Source organism: Nocardia sp. CDC159 (assembly GCF_023740735.1).
Taxonomy (GTDB): domain Bacteria; phylum Actinomycetota; class Actinomycetes; order Mycobacteriales; family Mycobacteriaceae; genus Nocardia; species Nocardia pulmonis.
This window is the reverse complement of sequence record NZ_JAMRXH010000003.1, coordinates 328548-342473: the sequence shown is the minus strand read 5'-3', so window position 1 is coordinate 342473 and position 13926 is coordinate 328548. Positions and strand designations below refer to the sequence as shown.

Genomic DNA, 13926 nt, shown 5'->3' with positions numbered 1-13926 from the left:
GGCGGCGAGCCATCCGCTAGCAAATCGACCAGTCGGTCCCCTCTGTTGTCGGTTTTCTTCGGCTGGCGCGGGAGCCTCGCGTGCGGTGTTCATGATCGCGGTCGCGGTGACCGCGCTGGTACTACCCGCGCGGCGCGCCTCAGCCGTGCCTGGCCAGCAGTTCGGTGAACTCTTCGGCGTGGGCGAGGTGGCGGCGCAGCTTCGCGCAGCTGTCCTCGGCGAGCGTGCGGCATTCGGAGACGTAGGCCGCGGCCTGTGCTCGTTGTCCGGGGGTGGTCGCGGTGTCGGCGAGTAGGTCGAGGGATTCGAGGAGCCGACGCATCTGGTCGAGGCTGTATCCGAGTGGTTTCATGCTGCGGATGATCAGTAGCCGGTCGATGTCGGCGCTGGTGTAGAGGCGGAATCCGCCGCTGCTGCGGGCGGAGGGGGTGACCAGGCCGACCTCGTCGTAGTGGCGAATGGTCTTGATGGACAGCTCGGTTCGCTCGGCGACCGCACCGATCCGCAGGTACCGCTGCTCGGTCGTACCCATGTCAGGGGGCGCCGGTGAGGTGGCCGGAGAGGCGGTCGTGGCGTTGTTGGGAGGCAGGATCGAGTCCGACGATCTCGACGTGTTTGCCCTTGGTGCGGTACTTGTGGGTGATGGCGTCGAGCGCGGCGACGGTGGAGGCGTCCCAGATGTGGGTGTCGCTCATATCGATGACGACACGGTCCGGATCTCCGGCGTAGTCGAATTGCGTGACCAGGTCGTTGCTGGAGGCGAAGAACAGTTCACCGCGGACCTTGTAGACCCGGGTGCCGCGCTCGTCACCGATCGGGGTGACCTCGGTGAAGTGGGCGACACGGTGGGCGAAGGCGACCATGGCGGTCAGGACGCCGACGATGACGCCGATCGCGAGATCGGAGGTCGCGACGGTGACCACGACGGTGACGACCATCACGGTGGTTTCGGCGATCGGCATGCGCCGCAATGTTTTCGGGGCGATCGAATGCCAGTCGAAGGTGGTCACCGACACCATGATCATGACCGCGGCCAAGGCGGCCATCGGGATGCGCGCGACGAGATCGCTGAGCGCGACGACGAGGACGAGCAGGAACACACCGGTGAGGAAGGTGGAGATGCGGGTGCGCGCCCCGGCGATCTTCACATTGACCATGGTCTGGCCGATCATGGCGCAGCCGCCGATCCCGCCGAACAAGCCGGTCACGATATTGGCCACGCCCTGGCCCCACGCTTCGCGGGACTTGTTGGAGGGGGTGTCGGTGATGTCGTCGACCAGGTTCGCGGTCATCAGCGATTCCAGCAATCCCACCAGGGCCATCGCCAGCGCGTAGGGCGCGATGATCGCGAGGGTGTCGAGGGTGAACGGGACGTGCGGGAAGAACAGCGACGGCAGGCTCGCCGGCAGCGCGCCCTCGTCGCCGACCGTGGGCAGGCGCAGCCCGAATCCCACCGCGACCGCGGTGAGCACGATGATGGCCACCAGTGGCGACGGGACCACGGTGGTGAGTTTCGGCAGGAATACGATGATCAGCAGTCCCACCGCGACCATCGGATACACCAGCCACGGCACCCCGATCAGATGCGGCAGCTGCGCGCTGAAGATGAGAATCGCCAGCGCGTTGACGAATCCGACCATGACACTGCGCGGGATGAAGCGCATCAGCTTGGTGACCCCGGCCGCGCTCAATACGATCTGGAACACCCCGGCCAGCAGCACGGTCGCGATCAGGTAGTTCATCCCGTGGTCGCGGACCACCGGCGCGACGACCAGCGCCGTGGAGCCCGCCGCTCCGGAGATCATGGCCCGCCGCCCGCCGGTGATCGCGATGGTGACCGCCATGGTGAATGCCGCGAACAACCCCACCTGCGGGTCCACGCCCGCGAGGATGGAGAACGACAGCGCCTCGGGGATCAGCGCCAGCGCGGTCACGAGCCCGGCCAACACCTCGATACGCAGGCGTTTCGGATTACGCAGCGCGGATAAAACAGACCAGTCGGCACTGTGAGATCGATGCTCGGGGGTCACGAGCGAGGCTCCGTTCATGGATCGTGCCACGATGGCGAACCCGGACGATTCCGAATCGACGGGGGTTGGGGCAGCTATTGGTCAGCGCAAATCACCGTACTCTCCAGTCGGGGAAGAGTCGCAAGCCGAATCGGCCGGAACGTGGCCCACATCTCAATGCGCCGTCGCGCCGCCGCAATTCGTTACGACCAGGGGATGGCTATGAAACCGGTTGCCGCGCTCGGGTGAGCCGCGGCCGTATCTCGGTGTCGAAGTACCGGCGTTCGGCCGGTTCGTTCCCCTTGGCGGCCAACACCAGCCGGATACCCGCGGCATGCGCGGCATCCAGCGCCCGGTGCCCGCCCTTGCAGGCCGCCCACCGCCCCAGGAACAACGCCCACTCCTGCTTTCGGCTCTCGAACGGCCACTCGCTGGGTTCGATCGCGTTGTGCACTGTGGCGGCCCAACATATTTCACATCATCTTGAATGCGTCGCCGTCATCCCGCGCGACCGATTCGCTTTCGCGGTATCGATACTCACAGCGGCCCAACGAGTGCGTACCGAACCTCGGGCACGCGACAAATCAACGCACCCACCCGGACGCCACGATCTCCGCCGATTCATCGCGCCTCGAAATGCGCCGCGTCCCGCGCTGCGCCTCGCCGTCGACGAGCACGAGATTCCCTGGGAAGACGACCTCCCGAGCAGTCACCGATCTCGCTGCGGGTCACCTGGGTCACGAGGCGGGACGCCCGCGCCGGCACGTGGGGCTGCGGCATCAGCCGGCGTCGACACGGGTCCGGATGGTAGTTTCGCCCGTCACGCGGAGGCGGCCGAATCGGCGTTCGGTCATGTCGGTTTGCCCGGAGTGGCGGATTCGGAGCACGGTGCTCGCTCGAGTGCCGTAGAACCCCGCGCGGATCATGCGTGGCGAGGACAGCTTCCGTAGCGGGAACACGACGTCGATGTCGGGCAGGGGCGGCGACGGAGCCAGGCGTCGGGCGGCCCGTCCAGACATCACCTCCAGATAGTCCTCGATCCAGCGGTCGGCCCCATCGTCGGCGCGAAAGACACGTTCGAAATCGGCTGCTCCGCCAACCACTTTCGGCCATGATGGATCGATTCCGGGAAGGATGCCGAGCCCGTGCACACCTTCGGTCAGTGCTTCCGCACGGCCAGTGCACCGGTTGGATGTCCACCACAGCTCGCCCGTGCCCAGGTCCCCGATCAGTAGATTGAACCCGTCGTACCTGGCGCCGTCCGCAGCCAGTCGTCGTGCGTACTGCGCCGGTGAGACGCTCGAAGCGAGGAAATCGGGAATCAGCCGCCCGCGCGAACGGGCGCCGGACTGGGCCGTGGGCCACCCCTTGCGAGTGGCGACGACGTCGGTGATCACGCCGAGCCGGCCGGTGCCGGTGACGCCCATCCAGGTGCCGCCGCTGCTCACGTCGAGCCCGCACAACATTCGGACCCCCGCGATCTCACGCCAGGCCAGCGGTTCCGTGGGCCTGGCATATAACTCGTCCCGGTTCGCCGCGATGACCACGGCACAGACCGGATGCGTCTGCCACCCCACGAAGACCAAACACATCGCAACCCCCTTGCCCCGTACTTCGCAGACACAGCAAGCGTAAAGGCATGCTCAGCAGGTGCCGTTCTGCACCGGATAGTGGATGACGACCGCACCACCGGTGGCGTAGTTGGCGACATCGGCAGCCACCTGCTGGCCCTGCGGAGACTCCCTCGCCGCGGTCATTGCCGCAGCGTCAGCGAACTCGGCCTCGAACACCGCGAAGTACGGCGTCTGTCCCTGCGTCGCTGCCACATCGAAACTGTAGCGCCACGCGAGCAGGCCGGGCATGCGCGTGACCAGCGGGAGGTGGTTGCTCACGTAGTAGTCGCGGAAGTGGTCGGGATCGGCGGGCTCGGGATACAGGACCACCAGCTTGTGCATGACAACCTCCGTTCAGCGGCGAGCGACCACGACACCCCGGAAGATCAACGCGCAGAGGTCATCTCGGCCTCTGCGATGCACGGAAAGGCCGATATCCACGTCACCCGACAGCTGGATTGGCCGGTTGTCGGCGTCCGTGGTTCCACGCTGCCACATGGTCAGTTCGAAGAACAAGGGCACGAGGGCATCTCGGACCACGCCGAAGCGCGATGCGTCATCGCCGCTGAAGGATGATCGGGTTCCATCCGACGATGAGCAAGGCGGCGATGAAGGTCGTTTGTCCCGCCAGCTGACCCATGAGCGTGCCCGAACTGATAATCGACCAGATAGAGCCGGTCAGGAGCGGGCAGCCTATGGCAAGGAGGACAACCACGCGGCGCTTTGTCCAACGCTTCCGCAGGCCATGTGCCGCAGCCGATTCCCGCCCGAGGGCCGAGAGGAGGATCACCAGGGTAGCGCCGAATATCGCGAGGGCGAACAGGCGAGTCGCCAACTGGTCGTTCAGGTCTCTGCTGACAACCAATTCAGTAGACGCCGCCAGGTACAGGCCGATGACGACCAGCGTCGCAACCCACCTGATCTGTGAATTCTTGCGTCCTTCTGCCACAACCGATCTCACCCCTCCGCGCTCTCGGTAGGAGCCTACTGGTCCGATGGTTGCGCTGTACCCGGCAACGCCCGCTCATGCGCATATCCAGCGGTCCAATTGTTCCTGGGGGCTGACCGAAGCTCGACACACGGAGATGCCGCTCGCCGCGCGGCCGATAAGGCGGGATGCATACGGTCGCCAAGGACCGCTGGAGGTCGAGCCGTACTGTCGAATGAATCGTGTTGCGGCATAAACTCACTTGGGGTCAGCAGCTCTGGAGCGCCTTCCCGAGAGCGGTCTTCTCGGTGTGCTGGAGGGTCAGACGCCAAGTCGACTTCACCGCGACCCACATCCGCGTATAGGTGCAGCGGTAGGACGCGTTCGGCGGAAGCCAGGAGGCGGGGTCCTGGTCGCCTTTCGAGCGATTGGAGGATGCGGTGACCGCGATCAGCTGAGGGTTGTCGAGGTCGTTGGCGAACTTCTCGCGCTGAGCGGTGCTCCATTCGCGGGCGCCCGACCGCCACGCCTCGGCGAGCGGCACCACGTGATCGATGTCGACGCCGGAGACATCGCGCACCGTCTTGCCGTCGTAGGGGGAGTACCAACTTCCGGCGGTGGGATGGCATTTCGCGTCGACTCGCACGCCGGTGCCGTCGCGTTGCAGCACTCTTTCCCGGGTGTCGCAGTCGCCGGAGACGATGATCCAGTGCGGGAATTTGTTTCTCGAATAGCCGCTCATCGTGGTTTCGTCGGCAACCGTGAGAGCGGCGAGCAGGGCACGCGCCGCCGCGGCCGACGGAATTCCGGGTGGCTCGGCCGGGGCGACGCCCGGTGTCATCAGGACGGCGACGACGGTGGCGAATGCCACCGCGCAGACACCGGTGGAAAACCTTCGCATGGGCGCGCTCCAGCGGCTCAATCCGGCCATCAGCTCGATCGGTTCGACTGCCAAAGCTGAACGGCGACAGCAAAAATCAGATACCCGCACGGTAAGGACGCGTCAGCTCGGAGGTAAACCCCTACAGCTCTGTGTGATCCGACTGGTTGACGCTGGGCCCAGCTGCCAGCTCTCGGGCACCTCGGCGCAGCCGTGCGGAACGCCGGAAGGTCAACGCGCAGAGATCAACTCGACCTCAGCAGCGCACCATAATGCCGACTTCAGCGCAATCGGACGGGCTTCCGTCCGGGCCGTGCCCGGCGCTGCGATGTTCCCTGGCCCGTACATCGCTAGGGTTGAATCCCGTGATCATATGGCTGAACGGCACCCACGGCGTAGGTAAGACCACGACGAGCGTGCTTGTGCAGCAACTTATTCCGGATTCGAGAGTTTTCGATGCCGAGAAGGTCGGCGAGACGCTCATGGACATCGCGCCGGGGTTGCCGGGGACGGACAACTTTCAACATTGGCCGCCGTGGCGGCATCTCGTCGTCGAGACCGCTCACCACGTGCTCGATTACACCGGAGGTACTTTGGTTATGCCCATGACCGTCCTGGTCGAGCAGTACTGGCGCGAAATCAGCACGGGCCTTGCCCACCATGCAATCCCGGTAAGGCATTTCGTCCTCCACGCTGACCAGGAGACTTTGCGCAGGCGCATCGAGGGTGCGACCCCAGTCCCTTCATGGTTCCGCCTCAAATACCTCGAGCCCTATGCCGAGGCAGCCCAGTCGTGGTTACACGCGGAGGCTGAGGTCGTCGACACCACGGACCTCACGCCCGGTCAGGCCGCCCTTCGGATTGCTGAGGCCGTCACGAGCTGAAGCTCGCATGCCGCGGTAGCACACCCTCACAACGTTCGTCGTCGGACCGAAACGGCTCCCTGAAAACGGATGTGCGGTATCCGCACACCCGGACTTGGACTGCAGCGCAGGAGCCGTAACTGAGCGTCGTGGAGGAGTTGCCCGTGGGCAGTCCCCAGCAGAAACCAGCCGTCCCTCGTGGTTGCCTTGATCTGTCTTGGTGTAGACGGAGCTGACACCGTGCCCGCGAACTGGAACTCGATTTCCTTGCTTTCCATGTCCCTACTATGGCCGCGCGGTTCTTACTCGTCGGTGATGGATGCTGGCGGCCAGTTCTCCAAGGATTCCACTTCGGTGCGTTGAACCAGGTCCGCGTAACTCGGTCAAATCGTCGGTGACGGTCTTCCAAAGCAGTTCGAGCGCAACCCGTATCGGATCATCACCCCGTGACCCGCGGACGAGAGTGTGCTCCCGGAAGGTGGTCAATCCCCAGTTCTCCCTGCCCCCGGAGCTGTAGTCGGGGATGCCCACCTGGTCGACCTTCGGATACTCGAAGCCATCCAGTCGCCTGGTGAGCAGGCCCACGGCCGCCCGGGTGGCGACGTGCTTCGGTCCGCGCCAGCGCGGCCTCGTTGCGGTCGAGGCGAGTGGCGCTCAATACCAGCAGTTCTCGCGCCCGCTCGATCGCTTCCCGGGCTCGCTGCTGCACGGTCGCGACATTCAGCCGTTCCGTGCGGGCTCGCCGATCCCGGCGCTGTTCCCACATGACCAGCCTCTCCTGACGATCATCGGCGGCTGTCTCGGTCGAATGGCACGGTCTGATCGCGCCGGTGCCGTAGAGTCGGTCACAGCGCGTATCGACAGGCCGGGCATTCGACAGCTCGCCGACTGCGTGTCACAACCTGTGGGTTCTTTCGACTTGCAGCATGCTTCCCTAAACAGATGAGGAAGCGATCGTCAGCCCGGTGGTTGCCGAGGGTCGCCGCCCACGCAGCCGCCCCACCGGCCCACCGGGCCCCGAAAACCAGCCCCGCACAGCGCTCCGAACGTGCGCGGTTCGGCCGGCAAGTATGTTCCCCTCGCCTCGTCGGCTAAAACTCCGACGGCGGCAGTCGAATGAGCACGAACATCCGCACATGGCCGCCGGTCGCGAGTCGGTCTGTTTCCCAGAACGTCGAGTGTCGGTCGCGGGTGGGCACCCGTGTCGTCCGGGTGTCGTTGCCGGGTGACGGTGCGTGGGGCGTATGCCTTCCGTAATGGATGTTGGTTCCGCATCTGATCAGCTGTCCGACGGTGCAACTCGGTCTGCGGCCGAACGCACGGCACATGCCGCGTGGCGCGCGATTCGGAACGGTCACGCGGCATCCGTAAAGGTCGACGGGCAGAGATCATTTCAGGCTTCCGAACGTCCCCTCATGCCGAATGTCGGGTGTTTCAGCTGGGCCTGCGCGCCTCGTAAGGGTCCAGGAGCGCTCAGCTTTCGCCGTCGAGGGTCAGCACGACCAGTGGAATGGGCCGGTCGACCTTGGACTGGAAATCCGCCAGCAGCGGGTTGTTGGCCAGCACCCAAGCCGCGAACTCGTCGTAGTCCGCGCCTTCGAGCGCCTTGCCGGTCGCCTGGTAAGTCTTGTCCCGGAGTTCGATGGTGACCTGCGGATTCGCCTTGATGTTGTACCACCAGGCCGGGTACTTGTCCTCGATGAACGAGCTCACGTACATGGTCTCGTCCCGGTACAGAGGTCCCAGCGGAGTCGTGTGCCGCTTGCCGCTCTTGGCTCCGGTGGTGGTGAGCAGGATGAGGTCACCACCCGCGTAAGCGCCACCCACCTTGCCCGAATTCTCCCGGAACTCCTTGATCACGTCATCGTTCCAATTGGCAATGCCGCCCTCCTCGTCCCACGCCTGGTTCCACGGCGCGTTCGGATCGTCGTAATCGGTGACGCCGGTGAGGTCGGTCTGTTCCGGCTGTCCCGCGGTCGATTCGATTTCGCTCATGGTTCGAGTATGTAGGGGAGTTAGGACAGTTTCGGTCCTAAATCAACCAGAAATCTCGACGCACTTCCCAAGCAGAGGCCCTGTCATGCCGCGGGTCGGGTGGGGCGAGATCCGTTGCTACTCGCGCGTGGCGGAGGCTCTATCGTCAACATCACCTCGACCCATGCCCTCGCGCCCAGCGCTGTCAACGTCGACTACGGGGCGGCGAAAGCAGCGGTCGCCAACCTGATCCAAGCATTGCCAGACTTACGGCATGCACCGACTAGGCGCTGGCGCGTGGGCAGTTGTCTGATCCGGGTTGGGTGTATTGGACGACTATTTCGGCTGGACGGTTGGCGACCGGATCTTCGTGAGTGGAGAATCGACCGAACTCGTTGCCGCCCTGACGTAGTTGGAACGAGTAGATCCCGTTACCGGTCACCACGGAGGTGATGTCGAAGGTGAGCCAGTTCGCGGCCGGTGAGCCGGGACGCGAAGCAACCAGAGGTCCCAGCGTGGGCTGGTTGTTCCAGGTGGCGGTGGCCTCACTCCAGGAGTTGGGGTCGGTGCGGTGCAGGGTGTAGATGTTGCTCTCCGGTGTGGTGGTCCTGGACCACAGTTGAAGCGTGGCCGACGATACGCAACTGGAGTCGGGTAGCTCGGTGATGGAAAATTTCAGCAGGACTCGCCGTTCCGCGTCGGACTCGGTCGCGCAGATCGAACCGCAGACGAGTAACTCTTTGAGTGCCCCTTTGGCTACATCCCGATCAAGCTGGGAGACGTAGGTATCTTCGCTGACTGGCGAGATCAAGGGCGGGTTACCGGGAACGGGCGCCGCTGTGGTGACATGTGGAATCACGGGCGAGGTCCCATCGCTGCCGACGGACTCCACCAGCCAGAGGACGGCGAACAGTGCGAGCGCGAGCGCACCTGCCGCTACGACCGCACCGGGCCAACGCGTGCGGCGGGGTGCCGCATCCGCTGCCGCGCTGTTTGCCTTCGGCGGGTGGTTGCCGTTCGCGTCGACGCCGTCCGAAGTCGGTTCACAGTAGGCGGTTTCGGCGGCCAGTGCGTGCCAGCGTGCTTCCCACTCGACGACGTCGCCGCCGCACGCTCGAACGTAGGCCAGGGTGACGGCCAGGCTCGGTAGTCTTCGCCCGCTGGCAGCATCGGCTAATGCCGAGGGCGAAAACAGCGCACGACGGGCCAGCTGCCGGTATGGCGGGCTGCCGACCTTCTGCCGCAGCCGTCGCAGGTCGATCGCGAACTGTGCGATCGCGTCGTCACCGCCGACCGGCTGCTCGTGCCTCGGCATCACAACCCCTCAAACGACCACAACCATTGTCCCGACCTTCGCCCCGCCCGTCGAGCCCCTAGAAGGGCGACGGAGGGTCTCCGCACGGGAAGACCGCTTCCCTTCAGGACAGGGAATCTTTGATCGCGATCGGGGTGTCCGCGGCTTTCAGCAGGGTGGGTTGTAGGGGAGCTCGGGATGTAGCGCTGCCACAGTTCGGGGGTGAGGGTGCCGTGGGTGGTAGCGCAGATCCGTTGGGCGGCGAATTCTGTGCTGTTGATGGTGAGTTGGATGCCCGGCGGTGTCGCGGATCAGGTGGCTGCCAGCCTGGGATCAGACGCTGCGGACCGGCCGTGGTCGGCCAGTCGGCCGCACCCGGGACTGTCCCGCCATCCCCTCCTTAGCGGGACTGTCACCGGGTCGGGCGGCCGCCGGCGACGATCCGGGACCAGCCGGTCAGCTTCCGGCGTCGCGCCGCGTCGCTGTAGTGCCGATACATCGCGTCGAGAACCGGTGTGTTCTCCTTTGTGGCTCGGGACAGCTGCGGATTCCGGGGCTGTCAGGCCAGGAAAAGACCAAACTTGGCGTCGGACCCGTCGTGCCAGCCGCTGATGTACTTCGGGCTGTGGTGGGACTCGTTGCCCCAGCACCAGTCGCGCCACCAGTTACCGATCGTGATCTTGCCGCACGCCTCTTTGCCGTCGCTCTTGTTGTCCCATAGGTAGATCGCGCCGCTGGCCTGTTTCTTGCCGTTGTATGTGCGCCAGCACTCCTGGTACTTCATACCGGCCACGTTCCCCGCCAGCTGCACGCTCTTCCAGTCCGCGCACTTCGTGGCGGACGCGCTGTCGGCGGGTGACGAATAGGCCGGCATGGCGGTCGCCGGGATCGCCGCCAGGCCGAAGGTGAGCGCGACCGTGGCGGTCCCGACTGCGAGGCGATTGCGAATGTTCATGGATCGACTCCTTGCGTTCTCTGGACTCGCCGCTGCGTCCGCCGCTTCTGTCTGCGACGAGCCGCATCGGCAGGTCCATTGCAGCCCGAATTCGTTGTCCACGGTCGGTGACTCGCGTGGTGGACAACAAACCTCGGACAACGAAATGCCGTGAGGCAAGGAGAGAAGGAGTGCCCAACAAGCGGGCGCTGGCCGTCCCGAACAGAAGTGGATGTTCGCCAGCACCTGCAATGTCAGCGAAAAAATGATCGACGACTTCGAAGCTGCTGATTGGTGCCGCGCTCGGTCTCGGCCACCACCCTCCAACGTCCACAAAGGCCGCTTACGGTTCGATCAGCAGGCGTAGGTGTCACAGGGGGATGTGATGATCGGACGATGCACGTTCACCTCCTGGGAGAGTCCTGGCGACGGATCGACTCCTGGCTCGCCGCCCACGCGCCGCGCACCTTCGCCTCCCTGCGCCCACCCGCCTCGCAGGAGGCCATCAGCGCCGCAGCTGCTGAGCTGGGGGTGGAGTTTCCCGTGGATCTGGTCGCGTATCTGCGGCACCACGACGGGGTCTCCCCCGGGAAGCGGGGTTACGTCACCCCTGAGGAGGGCGGTTTCACCTTCCCCGGCTTCCAGCCCTACACCCTCGCCCAGATCCTCTCCTCGGCCCGGAGCCGCCAGGAGTCGTGGGCCAGGTATGAAGGGGACCCGCTGCTCGAGCACTTCTGGCACCACGATTTCGTACCCTTCGCCCGCAATATCAGTGCGGACGGGCTGGTCGTGGACTGCCGTCGAGGCGAGTCGTTCGGTGCGGTGGGCTTGCAGGCGGAGTCCGAGGGCGTGAGCTTCGGGGAATGGGAAAGCCTTGCGGCCTTCCTGGAACAGGTCGCCGACTCCCTGGAGGGCGGAACCGTCATGACGGTGGGACTGTCATATGTGCCTGTCGTCGATGACGGGATGCTGCTGTGGGAGCTCGCTCCCGAACGGCGACACGAGCCGCGGTCTCTGTTCGACCTGGCGCTCGCCGACCCGGTCATCGCCACCCCCCGCCGGCCGACTTCCCAAGCCACGCTGAACAAGACCTGGCCCAGCGGCTACGACAATTTCTGCCTGACCTTCGCGCAGGCCTTGGACGAGACCGAACTCCTGCGCCGGTTCGGTGCGTTGCCCGAGACCCGGCGCCCACGAGGTAGGGAGGAGGCGGAAAGTCCAGACCAGTGGCAGAACCCCAGGGTGCTGCTGCCGGTGGTCCGCGTGGGAACCCACGGCGGTTGGGCATTCGGCCTCGAGGAAGGTCGCCATATTTTCGAGGGCACACGCGATGAGGTGCTGCGCCGTGTGTCCCGTGGCACCCGTGCGGTGTCGGTCAGCTTTCGGGGTGAAAGCGGCCCTATCTCGGTGTCTCTCTTCGACAACGGCGAACTGGTGACGAAGTACCACACCGGATCGGCCGTCCTGCCTGATGGCGCGCGCGACCCGTTCGAAGTCTTCCCCGGTCTGCCGCCGCACGACGAGTGGGCGGCGCGTTGGGATTCGGACCGACAGGCCGTGGTCGGCGGTCTGCCGACGCCGGGTCAGGAACCTACACCCCAGCAGTGGCAGGAACGGCTGCTGGCGGTGTGCGACACGGTCGTTCGCAGCTGCGGCACCCCACTGCCGCCGCCCGGCCTGGACGGGGAACTCGACAGCGCGCGGATCCTTCCCCTGCTCCCGGACAACAACTTCGGGCTCCGGGAGCACAATTTCAGGATACCCGTGCCCGACCGGTTCACCTCGCTCGTCGACGCCGCGACGCCCGAGCGCCTGCGCCGCGCACTCGCCTCGCAGATGTCGTCACTGGCCACCGAGACCGGACTCGACACCTATGACGAGGTCACTGCCGCACTGTCGCTGCTGAGCGGGGAGGACCGCCCCGGCATCACCGACGATTCCGCCCTTGACCTGCGGCTGCGCCGCGTGTACGCCGAGGCGCAGGTGACATACGCCGACTGGAACGACCGGTCTGTCTGGCAGGACCGCGCCATGGCCGCCCGCGCCCTGGCCGACGCGCTCAACCTGCCGGCCCGAGAAGCCCTGGGCCTGGTCGTGAGCTGTCGTCAGAACCCCCAGTGGCGGCGGGAGTTTCGCAAGCAGCTGACCGACGACTGACTCCTGCCCGATCCCTGGTCCAGTCCCGCAGGGACTGCGATGATCTTTCGTCGGAGGATACCGCGCTGCGGGCTTTGCCCAGGCCGGGTGACGCGGCCTTCCGGTCCGCCAAAATGCCTATGCACGTTACGCCGGTGACGCGATCAGCGAACTCGTGCTTCCTCACGGCACGCGCCCGAGGCCGCGCCGAACGAACGCACTCTATTGCCGCGGGGTGCGCGTTGGCCGCACTTTCGGATTGGTTGCCCGGCAAAGCTGTCCACGGTACTCACCATGCTGATCGGGTTGTGTGCGCAACCGCCGCAGTTGTGGGCTGCCGGTATGAAGTGCGGGAAGGTGAGTTGCCTACTCGACGGATGATGAGCCGGGGCACGGTGGCACTGCGCGGCTTGGCGGACCAATCAGATCTACGCGAAGGTGGTTACCAGGACATCGCGGTATGCCGCACTACTGCTGTCTGCCGGGCGTACCGGGGACACGTCGTGCAGTGTGCGGCGGTCGTCGGCGAGCAGTAGTGTGCCTGGCTCGTCCAATGTCACGGTCAGCAGGGGTCGTCCGGCGAGATCGAGGACCATGCTTTCGCCTCCGGTCGCGTTGTGGCGAGCGATCAGCAGCGTCGACACCAGGGTGACGCCGTCGCGGTGGCGGCCCTCCGGGGCGGCGAGCCCGTCCGCGTCGGCCGCGCCGATTACGCGGAACGGATGCACGCTGACGATCCACTCGGGTGGATCATTCAGTGCCGCCGCGCATTCGGCGAGCAGGCGCAGTACTGCGGCGAATACGGGATCGGCCACGAAGGTGTCGGTCAGTGGCTCGAATATGCGGTTCACGCCGATATAGAGGGGATTACTGTTCTGAGGCTGCGCAAAAGGCCGCGGTTGCAGCAACTGGAACCGGCCCGTCGCGGTGGTCAGGCGGAAGCAGCCATATCGCCGCAGCCTGCGCGTGCCGCGATCACGCGCATAGTGGTCGACCGCCAGGTTGCTCCAGTGCGCACCGAACCGCTCCCACACCTTCTCACCCACACGCAGAAGCGATCCGGTCTCGGCGGCAGACATGAGGTAGATCCCGTTGTCGGCCAATGCCTCGCGGGCCGCCGACATCCTCGTCGTCACGCTCTGACGTCTACCCGGCTACTTCCACGCGAAACGCCCTGCTCCCGGCTTGGGCTCCGGCGGCCAGGGGCGGGCCTGTGTTTGCCGGGCGGGGAGTCGTGATCCCTGTCGAACTCCGGTGGCGGGGGTCCCCAGCGGCGGGATCGCGCAGAAGTGACC

Annotated in this window: 15 protein-coding genes and 1 pseudogene; 4 read left to right on the top strand and 12 right to left on the bottom strand. The window is 65.5% G+C overall.

Annotated features, from left to right (window positions below):
• Window positions 1-139 precede the first annotated feature (139 nt).
• The 7 genes from NDR87_RS08540 to NDR87_RS08510 all read right to left on the bottom strand — a co-directional run bounded on the left by NDR87_RS08540 (window position 140) and on the right by NDR87_RS08510 (window position 5505).
• Complete coding sequence (locus NDR87_RS08540) at window positions 140-532, bottom strand: MerR family transcriptional regulator (protein WP_251910583.1); 393 nt, start codon at window positions 530-532, stop codon at window positions 140-142.
• A 1-nt stretch (window position 533) separates the two neighbouring features.
• A complete protein-coding gene (locus NDR87_RS08535) occupies window positions 534-2048 on the bottom strand; it encodes a SulP family inorganic anion transporter (RefSeq protein ID WP_251910582.1) in 1515 nt (504 codons plus the stop codon).
• 181 nt (window positions 2049-2229) lie between these two features.
• The gene (locus NDR87_RS08530; RefSeq protein WP_372494115.1) at window positions 2230-2463 is read right to left on the bottom strand and encodes a hypothetical protein; all 234 of its coding nucleotides are present in this window, start codon (window positions 2461-2463) and stop codon (window positions 2230-2232) included.
• Between the two features lie 325 nt (window positions 2464-2788).
• Window positions 2789-3601, bottom strand: coding sequence for an NRDE family protein (locus NDR87_RS08525; protein ID WP_286013236.1), 813 nt, complete (start codon window positions 3599-3601; stop codon window positions 2789-2791).
• A gap of 51 nt (window positions 3602-3652) precedes the next feature.
• Window positions 3653-3964, bottom strand: coding sequence for an EthD family reductase (locus NDR87_RS08520; RefSeq protein WP_251910580.1), 312 nt, complete (start codon window positions 3962-3964; stop codon window positions 3653-3655).
• A 214-nt stretch (window positions 3965-4178) separates the two neighbouring features.
• Window positions 4179-4571 carry a hypothetical protein gene (locus tag NDR87_RS08515; RefSeq protein WP_251910579.1) on the bottom strand — a complete coding sequence of 131 codons (393 nt, stop codon included), beginning with the start codon at window positions 4569-4571 and terminating at the stop codon, window positions 4179-4181.
• Window positions 4572-4818: 247 nt separating this feature from the next.
• Window positions 4819-5505 (bottom strand): HNH endonuclease family protein, encoded by a 687-nt coding sequence (locus NDR87_RS08510; protein ID WP_251910578.1) that lies wholly within the window; start codon window positions 5503-5505, stop codon window positions 4819-4821.
• A 290-nt stretch (window positions 5506-5795) separates the two neighbouring features.
• On the opposite strand from NDR87_RS08510, the gene NDR87_RS08505 reads away from it, so the two are divergent.
• Window positions 5796-6314, top strand: coding sequence for an AAA family ATPase (locus NDR87_RS08505; protein WP_251910577.1), 519 nt, complete (start codon window positions 5796-5798; stop codon window positions 6312-6314).
• Window positions 6315-6578: 264 nt separating this feature from the next.
• On the opposite strand, the gene NDR87_RS37850 is transcribed toward NDR87_RS08505, so the two are convergent.
• Window positions 6579-6878 (bottom strand): M1 family aminopeptidase, encoded by a 300-nt coding sequence (locus NDR87_RS37850; RefSeq protein ID WP_372494114.1) that lies wholly within the window; start codon window positions 6876-6878, stop codon window positions 6579-6581.
• On the opposite strand from NDR87_RS37850, the gene NDR87_RS08500 reads away from it, so the two are divergent.
• A complete protein-coding gene (locus tag NDR87_RS08500) occupies window positions 6865-7239 on the top strand; it encodes a hypothetical protein (protein ID WP_251910576.1) in 375 nt (124 codons plus the stop codon). The two genes, NDR87_RS37850 and NDR87_RS08500, sit on opposite strands and share 14 nt — an antisense overlap.
• Before the next feature lie 527 nt (window positions 7240-7766).
• On the opposite strand, the gene NDR87_RS08495 is transcribed toward NDR87_RS08500, so the two are convergent.
• A complete protein-coding gene (locus NDR87_RS08495) occupies window positions 7767-8288 on the bottom strand; it encodes a nitroreductase/quinone reductase family protein (RefSeq protein ID WP_251910575.1) in 522 nt (173 codons plus the stop codon).
• 99 nt (window positions 8289-8387) lie between these two features.
• On the opposite strand from NDR87_RS08495, the pseudogene NDR87_RS37215 reads away from it, so the two are divergent.
• Window positions 8388-8516: pseudogene (locus NDR87_RS37215) on the top strand (SDR family NAD(P)-dependent oxidoreductase); the annotation flags it as partial.
• A gap of 34 nt (window positions 8517-8550) precedes the next feature.
• Here the strand turns inward: NDR87_RS37215 and NDR87_RS08485 are convergent.
• Window positions 8551-9582: a DNRLRE domain-containing protein gene (locus NDR87_RS08485; protein ID WP_251910574.1), complete on the bottom strand. Its 1032-nt coding sequence runs from the start codon at window positions 9580-9582 to the stop codon at window positions 8551-8553.
• Window positions 9583-10120: 538 nt separating this feature from the next.
• Complete coding sequence (locus NDR87_RS08480; protein ID WP_251910573.1) at window positions 10121-10516, bottom strand: hypothetical protein; 396 nt, start codon at window positions 10514-10516, stop codon at window positions 10121-10123.
• 375 nt (window positions 10517-10891) lie between these two features.
• On the opposite strand from NDR87_RS08480, the gene NDR87_RS08475 reads away from it, so the two are divergent.
• Complete coding sequence (locus NDR87_RS08475; RefSeq protein WP_251910572.1) at window positions 10892-12652, top strand: SMI1/KNR4 family protein; 1761 nt, start codon at window positions 10892-10894, stop codon at window positions 12650-12652.
• Between the two features lie 407 nt (window positions 12653-13059).
• Here NDR87_RS08475 and NDR87_RS08470 read toward each other — a convergent pair whose 3' ends face one another.
• Complete coding sequence (locus NDR87_RS08470) at window positions 13060-13755, bottom strand: 2OG-Fe dioxygenase family protein (protein WP_251910571.1); 696 nt, start codon at window positions 13753-13755, stop codon at window positions 13060-13062.
• Window positions 13756-13926: the final 171 nt, after the last annotated feature.